Origin of the sequence: Streptococcus sp. KR, assembly GCF_002238115.1 — a bacterium.
GTDB lineage: Bacteria > Bacillota > Bacilli > Lactobacillales > Streptococcaceae > Streptococcus.
In genome coordinates, this window is the sequence record NZ_NGVM01000014.1 from 1 (window position 1) to 19,573 (window position 19,573).

The window sequence follows — 19,573 nt, forward strand, 5'->3', positions numbered from 1 at the left end:
TAGTACCAAGTTGAACCATCTTTCACCCAACCAGTTGCCATAGCTCCTGATGAACGGAGATAGTACCACTTGTTACCAAGATATTGCCAGCCTGTTTTCATATCGCCATTTTCAGCATCTAAATAGTACCAAGTTGAGCCTTCCTGATACCAGCCAGTCGCCATAGCTCCTGATGAACGGAGATAGTACCACTTATTGCCAAGTTGTTTCCAACCAGTTTGCATGATACCAGTTTCTGGGTCTAGGTAATACCACGGAGCAGGTTTGCTTCTATCAATGCCAAAAGTAACATGGAAATCTTGAGTCCAACCCTTAGCAACTTCACCAATTGGTAGTGGATTGTAAGAATCATCGCCAGAAATTCCTAGCTTATTTAAATAATACCAATTGCCGTCTTCATAAGTCCAGCCTGTCTTTACAGCATAATGATTATCAAAATAATAAGTTCTCTTTTCAGCAGATGGAGCATATTGTTCACCGTATACTTTTCCTGTATTTTCAGACGTTTTTGCCTCTAGTACTTGTTTATCTGTTTGTTCTAGCAAAGCACCATCTTGTCCAAAATAGTACCACTTCTCCTGAAGGCCAATTTCTACGACTGGACGATTATTAAATAAATTATCACGATAACCTGTTCCATGAATTTCTACGTATTGCCATCCAACTACCATTTCTCCTTTATCACCAAAATAGTAAGTTTTACCGTCTATTTTATGCCAATAGATTGCTTTATGATCATCTTTTACATAATATTTTCTATTATCCTTATCAACAAATTGGCCACCTGTGGTATCCGCAAATACAGTATTTGTAGCTAGCAAACCAAAGAAAAATGCTGTTAGTCCAACTTGCATCATTTTTTTCAAAAGCTTCATTTGTATCTCCTCCAATATTAAATCCACTCACCAGATGAAGCAAAGTTATAAACTTTACCATCGATAGTTTGGCTACCTGTAACCATTGCTCCAGAGGAATTGAGATAATACCAGTTTCCTCCTACTTTTGTCCAACCTGTCTTCATATCTCCATTACTTGCATTTAGATAGTACCAAGTTGAACCATCTTTCACCCAACCAGTTGCCATAGCTCCTGATGAACGGAGATAGTACCACTTGTTACCAAGGTATTGCCATCCCGTTTTCATATCACCATTTTCAGCATCTAAATAGTACCAAGTTGAGCCTTCTTGATACCAGCCAGTCGCCATAGCTCCTGATGAACGGAGATAGTACCACTTATTGCCAAGTTGTTTCCAACCAGTTTGCATGATACCAGTTGTTGGATCTAGATAGTACCAAGCTGAACCATCATTTATCCAACCTGTACGTATTTCACCACCAATATAGTCTTCTCCATTAATTTCTGTTTTAGCTAGATAATACCAGTTAGACTGGTCATAAAGCCAACCTGTCTTTAAAGAATGATCTTGATTAAAGTAATAGTTCGTGTAAAAACTCTTCTCTTCTTTATCTTCCGGATTTGTACGTTTTTCCCCATACTTTCTTCCAACGCTGTCTTTAGTTTTAACCTCTAATGCTTCCCAACCAACAAACTCTTGTAGCACTCCATTTTTATCGAAATAGTACCACTCTGACTTTGGAAAACCTTCTAATCTGATACCATTTGGGTAAGGACCAATTGTACTACCTTTAGATGGAAACGGAATATATTGCCAGCCGACCACCATCTCTCCAGATAAAGGATCAAAATAATAGTACTTCCCATCAATCACTCGCCAGTAGGTTTCTTTTAGTTCCCCCTTCTTGTAGTAGGTTCTACCATTTTCTTGGACAAATTGCCAACCTTCTGAATCAGCATCATCCGCCAATACTGCACTTGTCGCTAGCAAACCAAAGAAAAAGACTGCTAATGCGATTTGCATCAATTTTTTTATTATTTTCATTAGACCTATCCTCCATAACTGATTATAGCAAAGACCAAACCGCATGTCAATATATAGAAAATCCCTCAAAAAAAGCAGTTACATAACCGCAACTGCTCTCTATTCTTGCATGGTGTAACCAACACCACGAACGGTTTTAATGTAGCTTTTTTGACCTTTTACATCAAGCTTGCTACGTAGATAACGGATATAGACATCCACGATATTGGTTTCGGTCGCACTTTCATACTTCCAGACACTTTCCAACAACTGCTCACGAGTCAGGACTTTCTTGCTTCCCATAAGAGTAGCCAAAAGGTCATACTCACGACGAGTCAGAGCAATCATTTCCTCGCCACGATAAACTGTGTGATGCTCTACATCCATACGCAGATTGCGATAAGACGTTGGAACCTTCATCTGACTACAATGTTGGTCGATAAAGTCCCGACCTCGGAAAATCGCTGAAATACGAGCCACCAAATTATCAATAATAACCGGCTTATAGATGTAAGAAACGGCAAAGCGTTGGATTATCTCAATCTGATCTTGCAAGTCTTCGCGATGGTCCAAGACCATGATGACTGAGGCTGGCTTAGTCCGACTCAGCTTGTCTGCAAAATCCTGGGCCGTCATATCCCCCAGATGAGCATTCAATAAAATCAAGTCATAGTCTGTCTGAAGAGCAACGGAGAGGGCTTTTTGCCCCTCCTCAACCTGATCAACTCGGTATTGCTCTTTTTGGAGTTCCAAACTTAAAAAATGAGCTAGATTTCGTTCTTTCTCAAGTAATAAAATCCGTTTCCCCATGGCAGACCTACTTATTTTTCGTCATACCAAGAGTAGTGGAAGGTTCCTTCTTTGTCTTTACGTTGGTAAGTGTGGGCACCAAAGTAGTCACGTTGCGCTTGGATCAAGTTAGCTGGAAGGTCAGCTGAACGGTAGCTATCAAAGTAAGTAATAGCTGCTGAGAAAGTTGGCACTGGCACACCAGCTTGAACAGCAAGAGCTACGATATCACGCACTGCTTGTTGATACTTAGTAGTAACATCCAGGAAGTACTCATCCAAAAGAAGGTTAGCAAGGTCTGCATCACGGTTGTAAGCATCTGTAATCTTTTGCAAGAAACGAGAACGGATGATACAGCCATCGCGCCAGATAGATGCGATATCTGCAAATGGCAAGTTCCAGTTGTTTTCTTTAGAAGCTACACGCAATTGCGCAAAACCTTGTGCGTATGAAATGATTTTTGAGAAGTAAAGGGCTTGACGGATTTTTTCAATCAACTCAGCCTTGTCTCCTTCAAATTTGAAGGCAGCTGGTTTTGGAAGAACCTTGCTTGCATGCACACGTTCTTCTTTGTAAGTTGAAATGTAACGTGCAAATACTGACTCAGTGATGAGTGACAATGGCACACCAAGGTCAAGAGATGATTGGCTAGTCCATTTACCAGTTCCCTTATTACCTGCAGCATCAAGGATGTAGTCTACGATTGGTCCATCTTGGCCTTCATCGTCTTTACGACTCAAGATATCAGCTGTGATTTCGATCAAGTAGCTGTCCAATTCACCCTTGTTCCACTCAGTAAAGATTTCAGCCATATCTTCTGCAGAAAGGCCTAGCAAGTGTTGCATCAAGTCATAGCTTTCTGCAATCAATTGCATGTCACCATACTCGATACCGTTGTGGACCATTTTCACATAGTGACCAGCTCCATCAGGACCGATGTAAGTCACACATGGTTTGCCATCTTCTGGTGCTTTAGCTGAGATTTCTTCAAGAACATCCGCAACCAATTCGTAGGCCTCTTTTTGTCCACCAGGCATGATAGAAGGACCTTCAAGGGCACCTTTTTCACCACCAGAAACCCCAGTACCGATAAAGTTGATACCTGAGTTTGCCAGTTCTTCATTACGACGGATTGTATCTTTGTAGAAAGTGTTTCCTCCGTCGATCAAGATATCACCCTTGTCAAGGTGTGGAAGAAGGGCTTGAATTGTAGCATCTGTACCAGGTCCAGCTTGAACCATGAGCATGATACGACGAGGTTTTTCGATTGAGTTTACAAAACTTTCAACGTCATAGCTTGGTACAAAGTTCTTTTCAGGATGGCAAGCAATTACATCTTCAGTTTTTTCTTTACTACGGTTGTAAATAGCAACTGTGTAACCACGAGATTCAATATTAAGGGCAAGGTTACGACCCATTACGGCCATACCTACGACACCAAAGTTAGCTTTTGTCATTTGACACTCCTCTTGTTTAATTTGTTTTATTTTATCATTTTTACTTTTGAAAAGAAAGAATTTTGTAACGACTGCTTAGTAGTCCAAAGCATCCGCATGTCCAGAACCATTTCCAACAAAGTATCCTGTCTTACAGTTAAGGGTAAAAAGATAGGTTCCATCTGGCTTGTAGAGGTTGTAATAACCATTGCCATTAACGATATTAACACGTTCAAGGATATATTGGTTACCAGTGATATAACCACGTGAGCGTGAAGTTGCTAGGATTTTTTCCAAGACACCATCCGCGAAATCCCAGGCAGAATTATTGCTATCATCAACAGCTGATTGATTGAACGGCACACGACTCGAAGCTCTCTGGAGGTCAACTCCAGAACTTGATAAACCACCATGGCTATCATCACGTGCAGAAACCGAACTATTTGTTGAGGCGCTTGAAGATGGACTTGTGTTGTCTGTAGTGCTCTCTGTTGATGAACTTGAACTTTCTTGACTTGAGCTTGAGCTAGAACTTGAAGCACTTGTTTGTTGACTCTTACCTAGACTGATAGCCTTATCTAGCACTTTATCAATCTCCGTATTTCCAGTTTTAATATCTGTAAATTTAGCATCTGATTTAGCTTTAGCGTTAGTGTCCAAAACTCCATCTACAATAGCTGGCTTATCAAATTGAGCATTGACATCTTGAATGGCCTTGATTTGAGTTGCTAGACTATCATACTTAGATTTTGCAAGCGTATATTCACGACTACCTTCTAGCTTATCAAGCAAGGTTTTAAGTTGACTCAGTTTATCAAACTGGCTATTCTTCAAAGCCGTTTTGTTGCTATCTGTATAGAAGGCATCATATAAATTATTGAATTCTTCCACATCTGACTGCGTATTTGTAGTTGATTGAGAAGTTTGGATTTCCTTGGTCGAACGAGCCACCTGACGATAAATATAATAACCAGTTCCAAGGATAAGAACCACTAAGGCTGCTAGAATACCGTAAAGCACCCATTTCTTCTTACTTTTTCCATCTTCACTATCTGTGACTCGATAAAGTGTTGGAATATCTTCAGTCTCAGAGGCTTCAACAAGAGGAGTTTCTGAAACTCGTGTTAATTCTAAATCATCAAACTGACTCAATTCATCTTCTGGAGCTGGAGAAGTTACTCCTGTTTCCTCACGAAGCTCTTGAAGTAAATTATCCAGAGTCTGAGTCTCCTCTATCTCTTCTATCCCTTCTTTTTCAACTAAATCATCCTTGCTAAACTGACGCGTTTCAAACTTATCTGCCTCAATTTCATCTTTATGTTGTTTCACATACTTGTCCAAGATAGAATCTCCAGGCAATACACCTGCTTCCACCTCTTCATTTTTTAGCATGGCTTCTCCAACCGTTAGCTCTTTGGCATCATCAAAATCAAATTGCGCTTCTTGATGTTCTGTTATATGACGATCATGTCTTTTCTTACTCATGAGTTTTCCTTCCTACTTTACTTCCTGACGTTTAACACGCTGACCGAAATATTGATACAAATCAACTTTTAAAGTTCCATTGTACAACTTGCGCTTCTTGTCCGCCTGACTGCCGTACTTGGTCTCAAAGGCTTCATCACTAGTTAGGATAAATTTGCTCCACGTTTTCAGCGGTGCAAATACTTGCCCCATCTCAGCATAGAGTTTGGTAACTCCTGCATCATCTGACAAGCGTTCCCCATAAGGTGGGTTAGAGATAATCACTCCATTGATTTTATCGGAACGCAAATCCTGCACGCGCATCTGCTTAAAGGTAATATCTCCTGCAACCCCTGCTGCCTGAGCATTGGCCTTAGCAATTTCCACCATACGTGCATCGATATCACAGCCCATGATATCTAGCTCAAGCTCACGATCCACTTTCTTAGCCGCTTCTGTACGCACTTCTTGAATCAAGCGATCACTAATCCAGTTCCACTCCTCAAAGGCAAAGGAGCGACGAAGACCAGGAGCCATCTTTCTAGCAATCATAACTGCCTCGATACAGAAAGTTCCTGAACCACAGGTCGGATCAATCAAGGGCTTGTCTGGATACCAGTTAGAGAGTTGCAAAATAGCTGCTGCCATGTTTTCCTTGATAGGAGCCCCACCCTTTTCGGTACGATAGCCACGTTTAAAGAGACTGGAGCCTGTCGTATCAATCATGACAGTTGCTATGTCTTTAAGAATAGAGACCTCAATTTTAAACTCAGGACCATTCTCCATAAGAGGAACACCTTCTGGACGGGCATAGTGTTTTTGCAACTTTTTAACAACAGCCTTCTTTGAAATAGCCTGTACACTGGGCTCATTGTGTAGTTTAGACTTAACACATTTGGCTTTTGAAATCGGAAATCGAGCTCCAAGTGGTAAATAATTTTCCCAATCTAGAGCGAAAACTCCTTGAAAGAGCTCCTCAAAAGTCTTAGCTGGGAACGTTCCTACGATAATCTTGATACGGTCTGCCGCTCGAAGCCAGAGGTTGGTTTCGATGATGGCTTTCGCATCTCCTTGAAAACGAACACGTCCATTTTCAACCTGACAATCGTAGCCCAACTCTCGCAATTCACGTCCCACAACAGCCTCAAGACCCGCTGCAACAGTAGCGATTAAATTAAATTCTTTTTTCATTTTCAGTCTTATAAGACCTTTCTATATGTCCACTTTAAAAAATGAGGTTGAGAAAGTTTTCTCAGCCCCAACCTATATGCAATTTTCTATAAGCCATGTTTTGTTCCAGAAGTGACTAGGACCACTTCCTTCGATAATCATCTGTCTACCGCTAACAGCCTACAGCTGAAAGTAGTCAGAGTACTACGTTCGTTTCCGTGTACTCCATGCCCCGACCAAAATTTGGGTTGCTAGCTTGAGGGGTTTACCGCGTTCCACTCTCTCTGTTTCCAGAGAGACTCCGTCACTGTGGCACTTTCAAGCCTACTCTGGCCTATCCGAGGACTTAGCCATTTCAACTGCCGTAACGATTTCTCGTCCCTAGGCTTATGGTTTCGCCTAGCACAAACACTACAGGCATCACAGCCTGTGCTAGCATGGACTTTCCTCATGAAAAGAAATTCTCCTCACGCGATTATCCAAAAATTGCACTTTTCAAATAAGCTCTTATAAATCAGAGTTATCCAAAATTTGTTTACCAAATACTTCTTTCTCAAGACGATTTAGTCGTTTCAAAATATCAAAATTCGTCATAGAAGTTGTAGCCGTCATTTCAAGTGGTTCTGCTTGAACCGGTGCAGATTCAGGTTTGCGAGACAATTCTTCCTTCAACTCTGCAATTTCTTGACGGAGAGACTTGACTAAGGCAGCATAAGTTTCGTAGTCCTTGATGACATCGTCCAAAAATTCATCAACTTCAACCTTACTATATCCACGGACTTCACGTCCAAACTCTTGCTCAAAAATATCTTTTGCTGAAAAAATAATACTTGCCATCTCTCTCTCCATTCTCAGTTTCTAATAGTATTATTATATAAAAAAAGGCAAACAAAAATCAAGGTCAAAGGCTTACTTTTCAGAAAAATTTTCTGCTAGCTCATTTAGGTCTTCAAACGTTAGCCTTTTTATGCGATACCCTTCCTGATTTTTCATCAAGGTATCCATAAATTTTAATTTGGTCTCATTTTCTGGATCATAGAAAAAATAAGCTAAATCAGTATTTTCCAGTAAAAATCGTTGGTAGTCTCTTAGTTGCCCCATATGTTCATATTTAGGATAGGCATATTTGACAAAATCTACCTGCTTAAATTGACTAAGTTTAAGCTGATTCGCTTCATTCCAATTTTCCCCGTGTGTTTCAAAATCAAAAATGGTCGCTAGGTTGAAATCATATTCTTCTTTCATTTCATTTGCGACATCAAGCACCCAAGATTCAAATCCCAAGTTCCCTGTAAAGACCAGCCAGTTAATCCCTTCTTCTGCCAAACTTTCTAAATCACGGCGAATGGCTTTCTTTATAATTTTTAACCTGATATCTTTTTCGTTAAAGACACCCAAGTCAAAATTAGAATATCCCATAATTAAAGCTGTAGTCATTTTTACACCTTTCTTTCTATTTTTATGGTATAATAGAGTGATGTCATTGTACCAATAAGGAGAAATATGGTCAACTATCCTCATAAAATTTCATCAAAAAAAAACAAAACATCCATTTCTCAACCAAATAATTTCGCAAATCGAGGAATGACTTTTGAAAAGATGATTAACGCTACAAACGACTACTATCTGACGCATGGTATGGCAGTTATCCATAAAAAACCCACGCCTGTTCAAATTGTCCGAGTAGACTATCCTCAACGTAGTCGAGCCAAAATTGTAGAAGCCTATTTTAGACAAGCTTCCACAACAGATTACTCTGGCGTGTATAGAGGACATTACATTGACTTTGAAGCCAAGGAAACACGACAAAAGAATGCTATTCCAATGAAGAACTTCCATCTTCACCAGATTCAACATATGGAACAAGTTCTAGAACAGCAGGGTATTTGCTTCGTACTGCTTCATTTTTCTTCTAAACAGGAAACTTATTTGTTGCCGGCATTTGATTTGATTCGCTTTTATCATCAAGATAAGGGGCAAAAATCTATGCCACTTGGATATATTCAAGAATATGGATATTTAGTAAAGCAAGGGGCTTTCCCTCAAATTCCCTATCTCGACATTATCAAAGAACATTTACTAGGTGGTAAAACAAGATGAACAAACAAACTATTCTGCGATTCTTAAAGTATATCGGAATTACGTTCCTTACATTATTTATCGCATTATTTCTATTAGGTGGAGGTGTCTTCCTCTACTTTGTTAGCAAGACTCCAGCCTTATCTGAAAGTAAATTAGTTGCGACGACCTCTAGCAAGATTTATGACAATAAGAACGAACTGATCGCTGACCTTGGATCTGAACGTCGAGTAAATACTCAAGCAAATGAAATCCCTACTGATTTGGTCAAGGCCATCGTGTCTATCGAAGACCACCGTTTCTTTGATCATAGAGGTGTGGATACCATTCGTATCATGGGTGCGGCATTGAGAAACCTCCAAGGCGGAGGAGGCCTCCAGGGAGCCTCAACCTTGACTCAACAATTGATCAAATTAACTTATTTTTCTACTTCAACTGCCGATCAAACTTTGTCACGTAAAGCTCAAGAAGCTTGGCTAGCCGTTCAACTAGAGCAAAAAGCAACCAAGCAAGAAATCCTGACCTACTACATCAACAAAGTCTACATGTCTAACGGTAACTACGGAATGCAAACTGCAGCCCAAAATTACTATGGAAAAGACTTGAAGGATTTAAGCTTACCACAGTTAGCACTCCTAGCCGGAATGCCTCAAGCACCAAACCAATATGATCCTTATTCTCATCCAGAAGCTGCTCTAGAGCGTCGGAACTTGGTACTTTCGGAAATGAAAGGGCAGAAATACATCAGTGCAGAAGAGTATGAAAAAGCTATTAATACCCCTGTTACCGATGGTCTACAAAGCCTGAAATCCGGTAACAGCTATCCTGCATACATGGACAACTACCTTAAAGAAGTAATCGACCAAGTTGAACAAGAAACTGGTTACAACCTTCTTACTACAGGTATGGATGTCTATACAAATGTGGACAAAGATGTCCAACAACGACTCTGGGATGTTTATAACACCGACCAATATGTCACTTATCCTGATGATGACATGCAAGTAGCTTCGACTATTGTAGATGTATCTAATGGTAACGTTATTGCACAACTTGGTGCTCGTCATCAAGCAAGTAATGTTTCATTCGGCACCAACCAGGCTGTGGAGACCAATCGTGACTGGGGATCAACAATGAAACCCATCACTGATTATGCTCCTGCTTTGGAATTTGATATCTATGACTCAACTGCTACCATTGTACGCGATATCCCTTATAATTATCCTGGAACAAATACCCCTGTCTACAACTGGGATAGAGGATACTTCGGTAATATCACCCTGCAATATGCACTACAGCAATCTCGCAATGTTCCTGCTGTAGAAACACTCAACAAAGTTGGATTAAATCGTGCAAAAACCTTCTTAAATGGTTTAGGAATTGACTATCCAGATATGCATTATTCTAACGCCATATCAAGTAACACAACTGAATCTAATAAGCAATACGGCGCAAGTAGCGAAAAAATGGCTGTTGCTTATGCTGCATTTGCCAATGGTGGTATCTATCACAAACCGATGTACATTAATAAAGTTGTCTTTAGTGATGGTAGCGAAAAAGAATTTTCTGACCCTGGTACCCGAGCTATGAAAGAGACCACTGCTTACATGATGACAGAAATGATGAAAACAGTCTTGACCTCTGGAACTGGTTTTAACGCCTATATTTCATGGCTTCCTCAGGCTGGTAAGACAGGTACCTCTAACTATTCAGATGAAGAAATCGAAAATCATATTAAATCAAGTCAACTTGTTGCACCGGATGAAATGTTTGTCGGCTATACTCGTAAATATTCGATGGCCGTATGGACAGGTTACTCAAACCGTCTTACTCCAGTCATCGGCAATGGGTTCACAGTTGCTTCTGCAGTCTATCGTTCAATGATGACTTACCTATCAGAAGACGACCACCCAGGAGATTGGACTATGCCTGAGGGCTTATATAGGAGTGGAGAATATGTCTTTAAGAATGGAGCTCGTCCTACATGGACTGCTCCTGCTACTCAACAAAGTTCTACACCTGCTCCTGCAAGCCAGACTCCAGAGACTTCAACCTCTCAGTCAAGTGTAACGACACCAAACACAAATCAAAATCCAAATGCAAATACAGCTACTCCCAATGCTGGAACCAATGAGAATACGGTAACACAACAACCAAGTACCAATCAAGGTCAGCCTAACCAAAATCCTCAACCAGCGCAACAATAAATTACTAACCACCCAAAAATTGGGTGGTTTTTCAATCTGTTCTTTGTTCAATCAATAATTAGATAATAAAAACCTGAGAAGGTCAATTGTACTTCTCAGGTTTTTTGTTCTATACACTCTACTGGTTTAGAATACTGTTAAGGGAGAGTTTAATTGTCATATACAACTAATCTTTTTTACTTTTTGCTACAAAGATAGCAGATAGAGCTAGTCCAACACTTGCCAAGAAAATAGCTGTTTCTGACTGTTTTTCACCAGTTTCTGGCAATCTCTTGTCTTCCTTGGCAACTTGAACTGGTGCTTCTGGAGTCTGAGATTTTTCTAACGAACTTAGCTTAAATTCTGGTTTTTCTACTGTCGGAGCTGGTTGGTCACCTACGGTTGATAATGGACCTGTGTAGGCTGGTAGCTCATGTTTCAAGGCCATAACTGAGTTGACTCCACCCTTGAACTCTGGTTTCTCTACCGTCGGTGCAGTTTGATCGCCCACGCTTGACAATGGACCTGTATACTCTGGTAGTTCGTGTTTCAAGGCCATAACTGAGTTGACTCCACCCTTGAACTCTGGTTTCTCTACTGTTGGAGCGGCTTGGTCACCTACGGTTGACAATGGGCCTGTATAAGCTGGTAGCTCATGTACCAAAGCTTCAACTGCATTCACACCACCCTGAAACTCTGGTTTCTCTACTGTCGGTGCAGCTTGGTCACCTACGGTTGATAATGGACCTGTGTAGGCTGGTAGCTCATGTACCAAAGCTTCAACTGCATTTACACCACCTGTAAATTCAGGTACCTCAAGCACTGGTGCTGGTTCTTCACCCTTGCTTGATTGAACCGGTTCTTCTGTCAATTCTTGATAGAAGCTCGCTAATTCATAAAACTCAGCCTTGCCACCTTCCCAGACCAGCTTAACATCTAGAAGAGAACCACCATTTCGGATAGCAAAGGTTTGGAGACTAGATGTAATGGCGCCGAGGTCTGTCCAGCTCTCTTGACCATCCTTGAGTGTTCTCGCTTGAACTCGTGCTTTCACTCCTTCAGGAAGGCTTGAAACAAGGCGTAGATGGTTGGCATTGGTTGGTTCTGACAAGTGATAAACCATTTCACCCTTATCATTTTCCGCCTTGTAGCTAGTCAAAACTTTTCCGTCTACGAGATTAGTATAGAAGTTGCCTCGGCTTTCGCTACCGTTTCCTTCTACAGTTGGATCATTAATTGGTTTGACAAATTCGCCATCATTGATGACCAATTCTGTAAATCCTACAAAACGAGCATCATAGTCAGCTGTATAGAGGACACGAAGATAGTTGGCTTTGACTGGTGTCGTCAATTCACCCTCGATATAGCGATTTCCTGGCATCTTAGAATCATGTGTCCAACCATCTGTCAATGAATCATCGTGTGTACTATTAGCTACACCATCTCCCACTGTCACAACATCTGTCCAGGTTTTACCGTCTTGGCTGACTTGGATTTTACCATCACGAAGATAGTTTTGAGTTCCGTCTTGGATGTAGGCTCTGATCTTCTTGATAGTGCGTTCGCTACCAAGTTTCAAGGTTACATGACCATCTTTATGGGCGTAGTCTGAAAACTCAACGAAGTTGTTGTAAACACCGTCAAACAATTGATCTAGGTTATTAATCTTACGAACATCATTGCTTCCGTATATTGGATGAATACCCATAGTTGTAGATTCTAGTTTGGTTGGTTGTACTTCTTTAGTTGTTACAAGGATAGAAGTCGATGGAACAGCCTGCTCTTGGTCTGTTTTATTCACAAGACGAACATAACGTACCAAGTGGGTCGCGACAGATCTGTCTGTCAACTGGCTAGCTGGTGTCCATTCTTGAGCATTTGCAGAGTACTCTAAACTTAGGGCTGGGTTGGCCTGTCCTTGGAGCTGGATGCTCTTGACTTGATGGATACGATCAAGCTTCATACCTAGATAACTATTCGCAGGAAGTTTGGTTCCAGCTGGAATTTGAAGCTCGTAACTGCCCAAGCTATCCACTACTGGTGTTTCCTTCAAGGCATCCACGTTGGTGTCTATTAAATCGCTATTTCCAGAACGTGTCTCAACAGAGAAGTCTTGGATACGCCACCAAATGTCACTTGCCTTGGTATTTCGCACTCGGATGTAACGAGCATTGATAGCTCTAGTCACTTCCTTAGTTTGTTCTCCTGCCAAACGATCTAATTCTTGCCATGCAATTCCATCTGTAGAGTACTCAAGGACACCTGCGACAAGTTTATCGCCAGTTCCTTGGCGAAGACGAACTTTAGTGATTGACTTGACTTCACCTAGGTCAAGTTGTGCCCAGGCATCTACTGGAGTCGTATTGCTGCCGTCAGCATTTGCCATCATAGCTTCTGTATTATCTTTACCATCAGTAATTTGACTTGCTGATGTTCTCAATTTATAAACTAGATTTGAGCTAAGGCTAATTGTAGCAGTTTGTTGTTTACGAACGTTCTCTACTGGACGATTGACTGCAATCTCGCGAACTGCAAACCAGGTGTCATCACGATCTTCTGTAGCAATCATACGTACTGCTTTAGCTTTGATGTTAAGATTTTCAAACTGAACAAGTGACTCATTACCAACATAAGTTGGTTCTTTCAAACTTACCCAATTATCTTTTTCATCTTGATACTGCACTTCAGCCTTACTAAAGGTATCGCGTGGATTTGCCTGAGTTCCCATAGCAAAGGTCAAGGTTTGGATATCTACCGGTTTGTTAAATTTCATACCGATATAATCACCTGTCTTGATACTGTTTGGTGATTTAATCAAGGCATGAGTTGACAAGTCACCATCCGTTACTTCTGCCAAACCACCTTCTACTCCTGTTCGATTGGTAATAAAGGTGCTGATGATTTGGTCAGGGTGCAAGAATTTTTGAACTTCAGACGCTAGAACTTCTTTCAAGGATAGGATAAATGGACGGATATGTTGAACCCCCAATTCAGCCTTTTCAAGATGGTCTACATAATGGAAGGTATGAGTTTGAGACTGTTCGTACAATTTCAAACCTTTATAGTAGCTATCCCAAAGTTTGGCAGCATCATTTGTAGCCATAGCCTCTGTTCCTGTTAGGAAGGCATCAAGGGCATTCATTTGGTCGATTGCATTATCCAACCAATAGTGGATCTGTGCAACCATCTTTTGATCACCTGAGGCTTTATAAAGTTCAGCTGCTTCTTTAATCTTGGCAAATTCTGCACGCAAGGTTGCACGTTCTGCAGTTACATCCTGACCTGCTTTGAGCTTAGTCATGAAGTCTGTCAATTTTGGAGCCAATTCAACCGATTCTTCTAGTTTAACAACACGACCGTCCATGTTTTGGTTGATCATATGCTTACCGAGTTCGCGGAAGGCTGCTGATACCTTGCTGTCTTCAAAATGACCATTTTCAACAAAGTTGAAGGCAATGTCATTGAGTTTCTTAGCTTCTTCTTCTGATTTCCACTGCTTCCATGTATATTGAGCTCCAGCAAAGAGGGCAATCTTAGATGGTTCAGACTGTTGCATTGGATTCAACATGATACCGGATAGCAAGCTTGGATCTACATTCGGATGAAGGAATTTCTCACCACCACCTAGAATCAAGTGTTGTTTAGAATTATCTGTAACCGGCCAGTTCACCCAAAGTGATACTGGACGATAAGTTTTACCACCTGCAGTTAGATTGTTCTTGAGAGTTGATAAGAAACCTTCAGAAACTTCACCCCAAATCTTACCACCCGTCAAGGTCATAGATGTTGAACTTGGGAGATTTTCATTTAGAGATTTCAACTCTGCTTCACGCCCATTACCCCAATACTGACCTGGAACAAAGATCATTTCTTTGCGAAGACCGCTATAAGTTCCTTGCATTTCTGTCAACCAGTTGGTCATATCCTGCATCAAGCGGTTGTAGCTATTGTAGCCTCCAACTGGGCTTGGTGCATCATCGGCTAGAATACCAAATTCACGGACACCCACTTTCATCAACTGGGTAAATTTAGCCTTGATGGTTGCCAAGTCTTCTTGGTAATGCGCTTCATTACCAAAGCGGATACGGTTGTTCATGAATGGATGAATGGTCCAAACATAGCGAGTTTTACTTTGATTTCCGACGCGAGCAAGTTCACGAATTTCAGCTAGTTTTTCTTCTGGGTAAAGTTCACGCCATTTCTTGTTGTGGTATGGATCATCTTTTGGTGCGAAGAAGTATTGGGTCAATTTCAAATCGCCACCAAAACGCATGAGTTCAGCACGATCTGCATTAGACCATGGATTTCCATAGTAACCTTCGATGAAACCACGATTCTTGATTTCAGCGTAATCTTCCACTGTCACATTGCGAAGAACTGGAACTTGACTTTCCTTGAGCATGTGTTTCAAGGTTGTCAAACCATAGAAGACCGCATCTGTGTCTTTTCCGACGATGGAAATTGAGTTGTCCTTGATGGTCAGAGCATAAGCATCAATTTTGTCAAAGAGACCTGCTGAAACGTTAGATAAGTTTTGTTCTGCTTGTGAGCCTCGTCCATGCACTCCAAGATAGATATTAGTTGCGCCAGCAACTGCTGATTGACTAGTAGTGTAGGATACTTGATTGTCCTGTAAGACACTCTTCAAGCGATTACGAGTATAAATATCGAGTTGATCTCCCATTACCAGATTGACTTGCTTACGAAGAGCTGTTACTCCTTCTCCATAAGTCACTTTTTGTGGAGTTGGGAAAACCTTGTACTCTTTCTTGAGATAATCTGCGCTCTTGCTGGCAGCTGCAATACTATCTTCGCTAGCTGGTTTGCTTGCTGTGAATTGATCCGCCAGTTCAACCGTTCCATCACCTGTTTGCTCGACTTTTGGAGTTTCAGGTGTAGATGGTTGTTCTGGTTCTGGTGTTTCTTGTCCCTCTTTGATAGGTTTCAATAGATGAACTTCAGCTGCACTTGCAAAGCCCCCAACACCTGATAGAACTTTCAACTCAATCTTGTTGGTATGAACCGCTGCAAAGTTAACTGTTTTTTCTTGAGCGTTGTTGTCCCAGCTTCCTTCTGAAACCTTGACCATTTGACCATCTTTTTGTGCGTAGATTTCGTAGCGAGTCACGACCCCATTTCCACCACCTGGCCGAGGAAGATAAGTCAAACCATTGACTTTTTCTGCTTCTTTCAAGGTCATAGAAAGAGTGTACGGAGCAGTATCACCAGTCCATTTAGTATGCCAAAAGGTATTTGGATCATTGTCAAAGGCTTTTTCAACAACTCCTTCAGTCGCTGTTCCTGGTGTTTCTTGACTAGTTGCAGAAACTGTGAAATGATCTGTTGGAATCAAACGAGGATTTACAAATGGTTTATCTGACAACTCTGCACTATGTAAAATCCCTTTGAACCCACCGATGCTTTCAAGCGGTAGAACCAAGCTATTGTGAGCAAAGCGAGGGTGAGCTGGATTTGCGATACGTTCAATCTTCTCACCATCCACATAGAATTCCGTTGATTGTGGTTTGGTCACGATAGAGATTTGATAACGTTTATTCTTTTCAAGTTTTTTCTTGAACTGGATATGGAACTGTTCAAATTGATAAGCAAGATAGCCGTCTTTATCAGCTAGATAGATACGGTTGTCTCCACTTGTTGAGAAGGTTTGTTCACCGTCTCCAGTGACAGTTACATCAAACTTCAAGACATGACTCGGACCAACATCACCTGCCAGACCTTCAATACTGCTATCTTTCTCAAAAGCCAATCCTTGCTCGCTTGTCTTCACCTTCTTGCTTGCATAGTTCTTCACTGTTTCAGGATTGATAGTAAACAAATCACTTTGATCAATCTCTTTTTCAGGATTTGACTGTGGTGCATAAGGGCTCGTTGGTAGGGTACGTTCTGCAAAGGTCGCAGCCGCACGGTCAGATCCCCAAGTGCGTTCTGCAGTTGTTTGCATGCTCTTAAAGAAGCGTTTAAAGATATCATAAGATGTCAAACCTGTCTCATGAAGATCAATATTGTCATTCCAAACTGCGTGGCCACCACCAATTACATTTGGATTGGATGCTTCTAGAAGTGGACCATGACCTGTTCGGAAATCATTTGGCGTCCACCTATTATATTGTGTTTCATAGTTAGCATAGTCACCATAAGCTGTTTGACGATTATCACCATTTGGTACACTATAGGTTGGAATATCTGTTATGTTGATAATCTTAGCTCCTTGAGCAATAGCTTCTTTTGGTTGCTGCCAGCCAATACTCCAGATATCAACTTCTACATCTTTCCAATCAACCGCTGTTTTACCTCGTTTCGCACTGAGCGATCCCCAAATACGAGGTGTATAGCCTTTCCCTTTAATGTACTTAATAAGATCATTGACATAACGACGATAGCTTTCTCTACTTCCGTAGTATTCATCCGTTCCGATATGAACAGTAGATACCCCATGAAGTGGTGCATCTGGACCATCAAGAAGTTTGTCATAAACTGATTTGACAAAAGCCAGCGTTTCATCGTATTTATTATCTAGATCAAGCATAGCTACGCGCTCTACGTTATGTTTACCTCTGTAATCGCTCAGACTACCTTGATACATGATATCAGGACGAACTTTGACAAATGACAGAGCATGACCTGGTGTGTCAATTTCAGGTACTAGATTGATATGCAAGGCCTTAGCAAGTTTAATCAGATTTTGCATCTCTTCTTTAGTATAGTGCTCATCTGATGTTAATTTTTGACCATTCTTACCGACAATATCTGTCTCTACACGGAAACCTGTCTTAGCATGTTCTAGAACATACTTAAGCTCTTCTTCTTGTGTTAGATTCTTACCTGCCAAGTGTTCCTTTAGGAAGATATAGTTATCGTTGAGATGCAACTGCAAGTCGTTCATCTTGTAGTAAGCCATATTGAGCATGATGTCTACAAGGGTGTCATAAGGAATAAATTTACGACCTGTATCTAGCATAAAGCCACGGTGGCTGAAACTTGGGAAATCACGAATTTCTCCATTTTGGAGATTGCTTTCCCCCATTTGAAGAAGAGTACGAGTAGCATAGAAGGCTCCTGTGTTCGTTGCAGATTCGATGGTAATGACACCATCTTGGATAGTGATGGCATAACCTTCCTTACCATAACCCTTGTTTTCAACTTTTTTAAATTCAATTCGTTTTTGAGCCTGCTTGTCACCTGTCGCAAGTTCCAATCCACGACTTGCAAGGTCTGACTGGTAGAAGGTTGCTGCTTGTTCAAAGCCTGAATCACCCGTAGCAAGAACTGTATCTGAAGTGATAGAAGATTGACCTTCTTTTCCATACCATTGTTGAACAGCTGGTGCTACTTTTGGTTTGACACCCACACCTTCGTCCTGATGTAGCCCCTTGATGACTACTTCAAATTCTTTAGTAAAGGTATGTGAATCTTTAATTTGCTCTACCATAACCTTAACGCGTTGATCAGTCAGAGGCTTATAAATGTGATTTTGAAGGTCAATCACACCTTGTTTGTTGCTACCGATAAGACTGACTTTTCCTGGTAGAGTTGGCAAGACAAGAGACTGTCCGTCTTTAGCTACAGTCAATTCTGTAACCTGACGGATATCCGTTACCTTACTTGTATCAGGAATATTCGAATAAGCTCGAATTTCTTGAATACCAACGTTTCTCCAACCCATTGTGCCCGCTTGATAGTCATTGATTTCTAACTTGAGATATTTAGCTTGAATACTATTGGCTAAGTCAACTTTCTCATCTAAAACAGGTTCTCCAGTCTTGGTATGAGCTAGTTTCCATTGTTTTTCTCCACTAGCATTTACATCATCTTGACCTGCATAGTAGAGGCTCCAAGATTTGATATTTGGATCATTTTGTCCCTTGCGGACACGGCGATCCCAATCAATCTCTACATGCCTAATAAGTGTAGTTTTTGGAAGAGTTAATTCGAAAGTTGGTTTGTTAATATTTGGATTTGTTGCCCAACGAGTATCAGAATCCCCATCTACTGCCTTGTCAGCAGTAAAAGGAGTTCCAGTTTCTGAGTCGTTTGCTTGGACAGTGACACCTTCTAAGTGGTTACGATCTTCTCTATCTTCAATTTGATTTTCAACCGGTTTGATTGTAGGTGTAGCTGGTTCTACAGGTTTAGAATCTGCTTTTGGTGTTTCAACCGGCTTCAGAGTCTCAGCTGGTTTGGGAGCTGTTGGAGTTGTTGCTGGGCTTGTTTCTTCAGTTCCTGCAGTATTTTCATGATTTTCTTCATGACCTGCATCTGCCGTTGCCTCTGATTCTGCTTTCTTTAAAACAGCTGCTAAATCGTCCGGCAACTTATCTAGTGGCTGAGCTTGTGTAATTGTTCCTTCTTTCTCAGGTGTTCCAACTGTCTCTGCAGCTTGCACTACATTTGCACCAAAGATACTAGCACCTATCAATACAGAGGCTGCACCAATTGCAAATTTTCGAATACTATAGTGACAACGTCTTTCAAAAAAATGTCTATCCATCTTTCTCCTATTCCTTTCTCCCACTTATTACAGTAAGCGGTCTCATTTTCCATTTGAA

General features: G+C 41.1%; 11 protein-coding genes and 1 other RNA gene. 2 read left to right on the plus strand and 10 right to left on the minus strand.

What is annotated here, in order from left to right:
- The 9 genes from CBI42_RS07115 to CBI42_RS07155 all read right to left on the minus strand — a co-directional run.
- A partial coding sequence (locus CBI42_RS07115; protein WP_094753614.1) for an N-acetylmuramoyl-L-alanine amidase family protein occupies positions 1-875 on the minus strand: 875 nt, incomplete at its 3' end.
- A 17-nt stretch (positions 876-892) separates the two neighbouring features.
- On the minus strand, positions 893-1,903 hold the full coding sequence (gene cbpJ / locus CBI42_RS07120) for a choline-binding protein CbpJ (RefSeq protein ID WP_094753615.1): 1,011 nt from the start codon (positions 1,901-1,903) through the stop codon (positions 893-895).
- 99 nt (positions 1,904-2,002) lie between these two features.
- Complete coding sequence (locus CBI42_RS07125) at positions 2,003-2,692, minus strand: response regulator transcription factor (RefSeq protein ID WP_049488068.1); 690 nt, start codon at positions 2,690-2,692, stop codon at positions 2,003-2,005.
- An 11-nt stretch (positions 2,693-2,703) separates the two neighbouring features.
- Complete coding sequence (gene gndA, locus CBI42_RS07130) at positions 2,704-4,128, minus strand: NADP-dependent phosphogluconate dehydrogenase (protein WP_070482370.1); 1,425 nt, start codon at positions 4,126-4,128, stop codon at positions 2,704-2,706.
- A gap of 75 nt (positions 4,129-4,203) precedes the next feature.
- Complete coding sequence (mapZ, locus tag CBI42_RS07135) at positions 4,204-5,592, minus strand: cell division site-positioning protein MapZ (RefSeq protein ID WP_094753616.1); 1,389 nt, start codon at positions 5,590-5,592, stop codon at positions 4,204-4,206.
- 12 nt (positions 5,593-5,604) lie between these two features.
- Positions 5,605-6,762 (minus strand): THUMP domain-containing class I SAM-dependent RNA methyltransferase, encoded by a 1,158-nt coding sequence (locus CBI42_RS07140; RefSeq protein ID WP_094753617.1) that lies wholly within the window; start codon positions 6,760-6,762, stop codon positions 5,605-5,607.
- Between the two features lie 84 nt (positions 6,763-6,846).
- Positions 6,847-7,228, minus strand: an RNA gene (gene rnpB / locus CBI42_RS07145) — RNase P RNA component class B.
- A gap of 20 nt (positions 7,229-7,248) precedes the next feature.
- Positions 7,249-7,578, minus strand: a complete 330-nt coding sequence (gene gpsB / locus CBI42_RS07150; RefSeq protein WP_000146534.1) for a cell division regulator GpsB — start codon at positions 7,576-7,578, stop codon at positions 7,249-7,251.
- Positions 7,579-7,650: 72 nt separating this feature from the next.
- On the minus strand, positions 7,651-8,178 hold the full coding sequence (locus tag CBI42_RS07155; RefSeq protein ID WP_004263565.1) for a DUF1273 domain-containing protein: 528 nt from the start codon (positions 8,176-8,178) through the stop codon (positions 7,651-7,653).
- Between the two features lie 66 nt (positions 8,179-8,244).
- Here CBI42_RS07155 and recU point away from each other — a divergent pair, with 66 nt between their 5' ends.
- Positions 8,245-8,841 (plus strand): Holliday junction resolvase RecU, encoded by a 597-nt coding sequence (gene recU / locus CBI42_RS07160; protein WP_004263564.1) that lies wholly within the window; start codon positions 8,245-8,247, stop codon positions 8,839-8,841.
- A complete protein-coding gene (gene pbp1a / locus CBI42_RS07165; protein ID WP_094753618.1) occupies positions 8,838-11,027 on the plus strand; it encodes a penicillin-binding protein PBP1A in 2,190 nt (729 codons plus the stop codon). Before recU ends, pbp1a begins: the two co-directional genes overlap by 4 nt.
- A 166-nt stretch (positions 11,028-11,193) precedes the next feature.
- Here the strand turns inward: pbp1a and CBI42_RS07170 are convergent, their stop codons facing one another.
- On the minus strand, positions 11,194-19,515 hold the full coding sequence (locus CBI42_RS07170; RefSeq protein WP_094753619.1) for an SIALI-17 repeat-containing surface protein: 8,322 nt from the start codon (positions 19,513-19,515) through the stop codon (positions 11,194-11,196).
- Between the last annotated feature and the right edge of the window lie 58 nt (positions 19,516-19,573).

What these genes read in the sequence shown, in the direction of transcription:
- cbpJ (WP_094753615.1), bottom strand. Translation starts at nt 1,903, where the DNA reads ATGAAAATAATAAAAAAATTGATGCAAATCGCATTAGCAGTCTTTTTC.
- CBI42_RS07125 (WP_049488068.1), bottom strand. Translation starts at nt 2,692, where the DNA reads ATGGGGAAACGGATTTTATTACTTGAGAAAGAACGAAATCTAGCTCAT.
- gndA (WP_070482370.1), bottom strand. Translation starts at nt 4,128, where the DNA reads ATGACAAAAGCTAACTTTGGTGTCGTAGGTATGGCCGTAATGGGTCGT.
- mapZ (WP_094753616.1), bottom strand. Translation starts at nt 5,592, where the DNA reads ATGAGTAAGAAAAGACATGATCGTCATATAACAGAACATCAAGAAGCG.
- CBI42_RS07140 (WP_094753617.1), bottom strand. Translation starts at nt 6,762, where the DNA reads ATGAAAAAAGAATTTAATTTAATCGCTACTGTTGCAGCGGGTCTTGAG.
- gpsB (WP_000146534.1), bottom strand. Translation starts at nt 7,578, where the DNA reads ATGGCAAGTATTATTTTTTCAGCAAAAGATATTTTTGAGCAAGAGTTT.
- CBI42_RS07155 (WP_004263565.1), bottom strand. Translation starts at nt 8,178, where the DNA reads ATGACTACAGCTTTAATTATGGGATATTCTAATTTTGACTTGGGTGTC.
- recU (WP_004263564.1), top strand. Translation starts at nt 8,245, where the DNA reads ATGGTCAACTATCCTCATAAAATTTCATCAAAAAAAAACAAAACATCC.
- pbp1a (WP_094753618.1), top strand. Translation starts at nt 8,838, where the DNA reads ATGAACAAACAAACTATTCTGCGATTCTTAAAGTATATCGGAATTACG.
- CBI42_RS07170 (WP_094753619.1), bottom strand. Translation starts at nt 19,515, where the DNA reads ATGGATAGACATTTTTTTGAAAGACGTTGTCACTATAGTATTCGAAAA.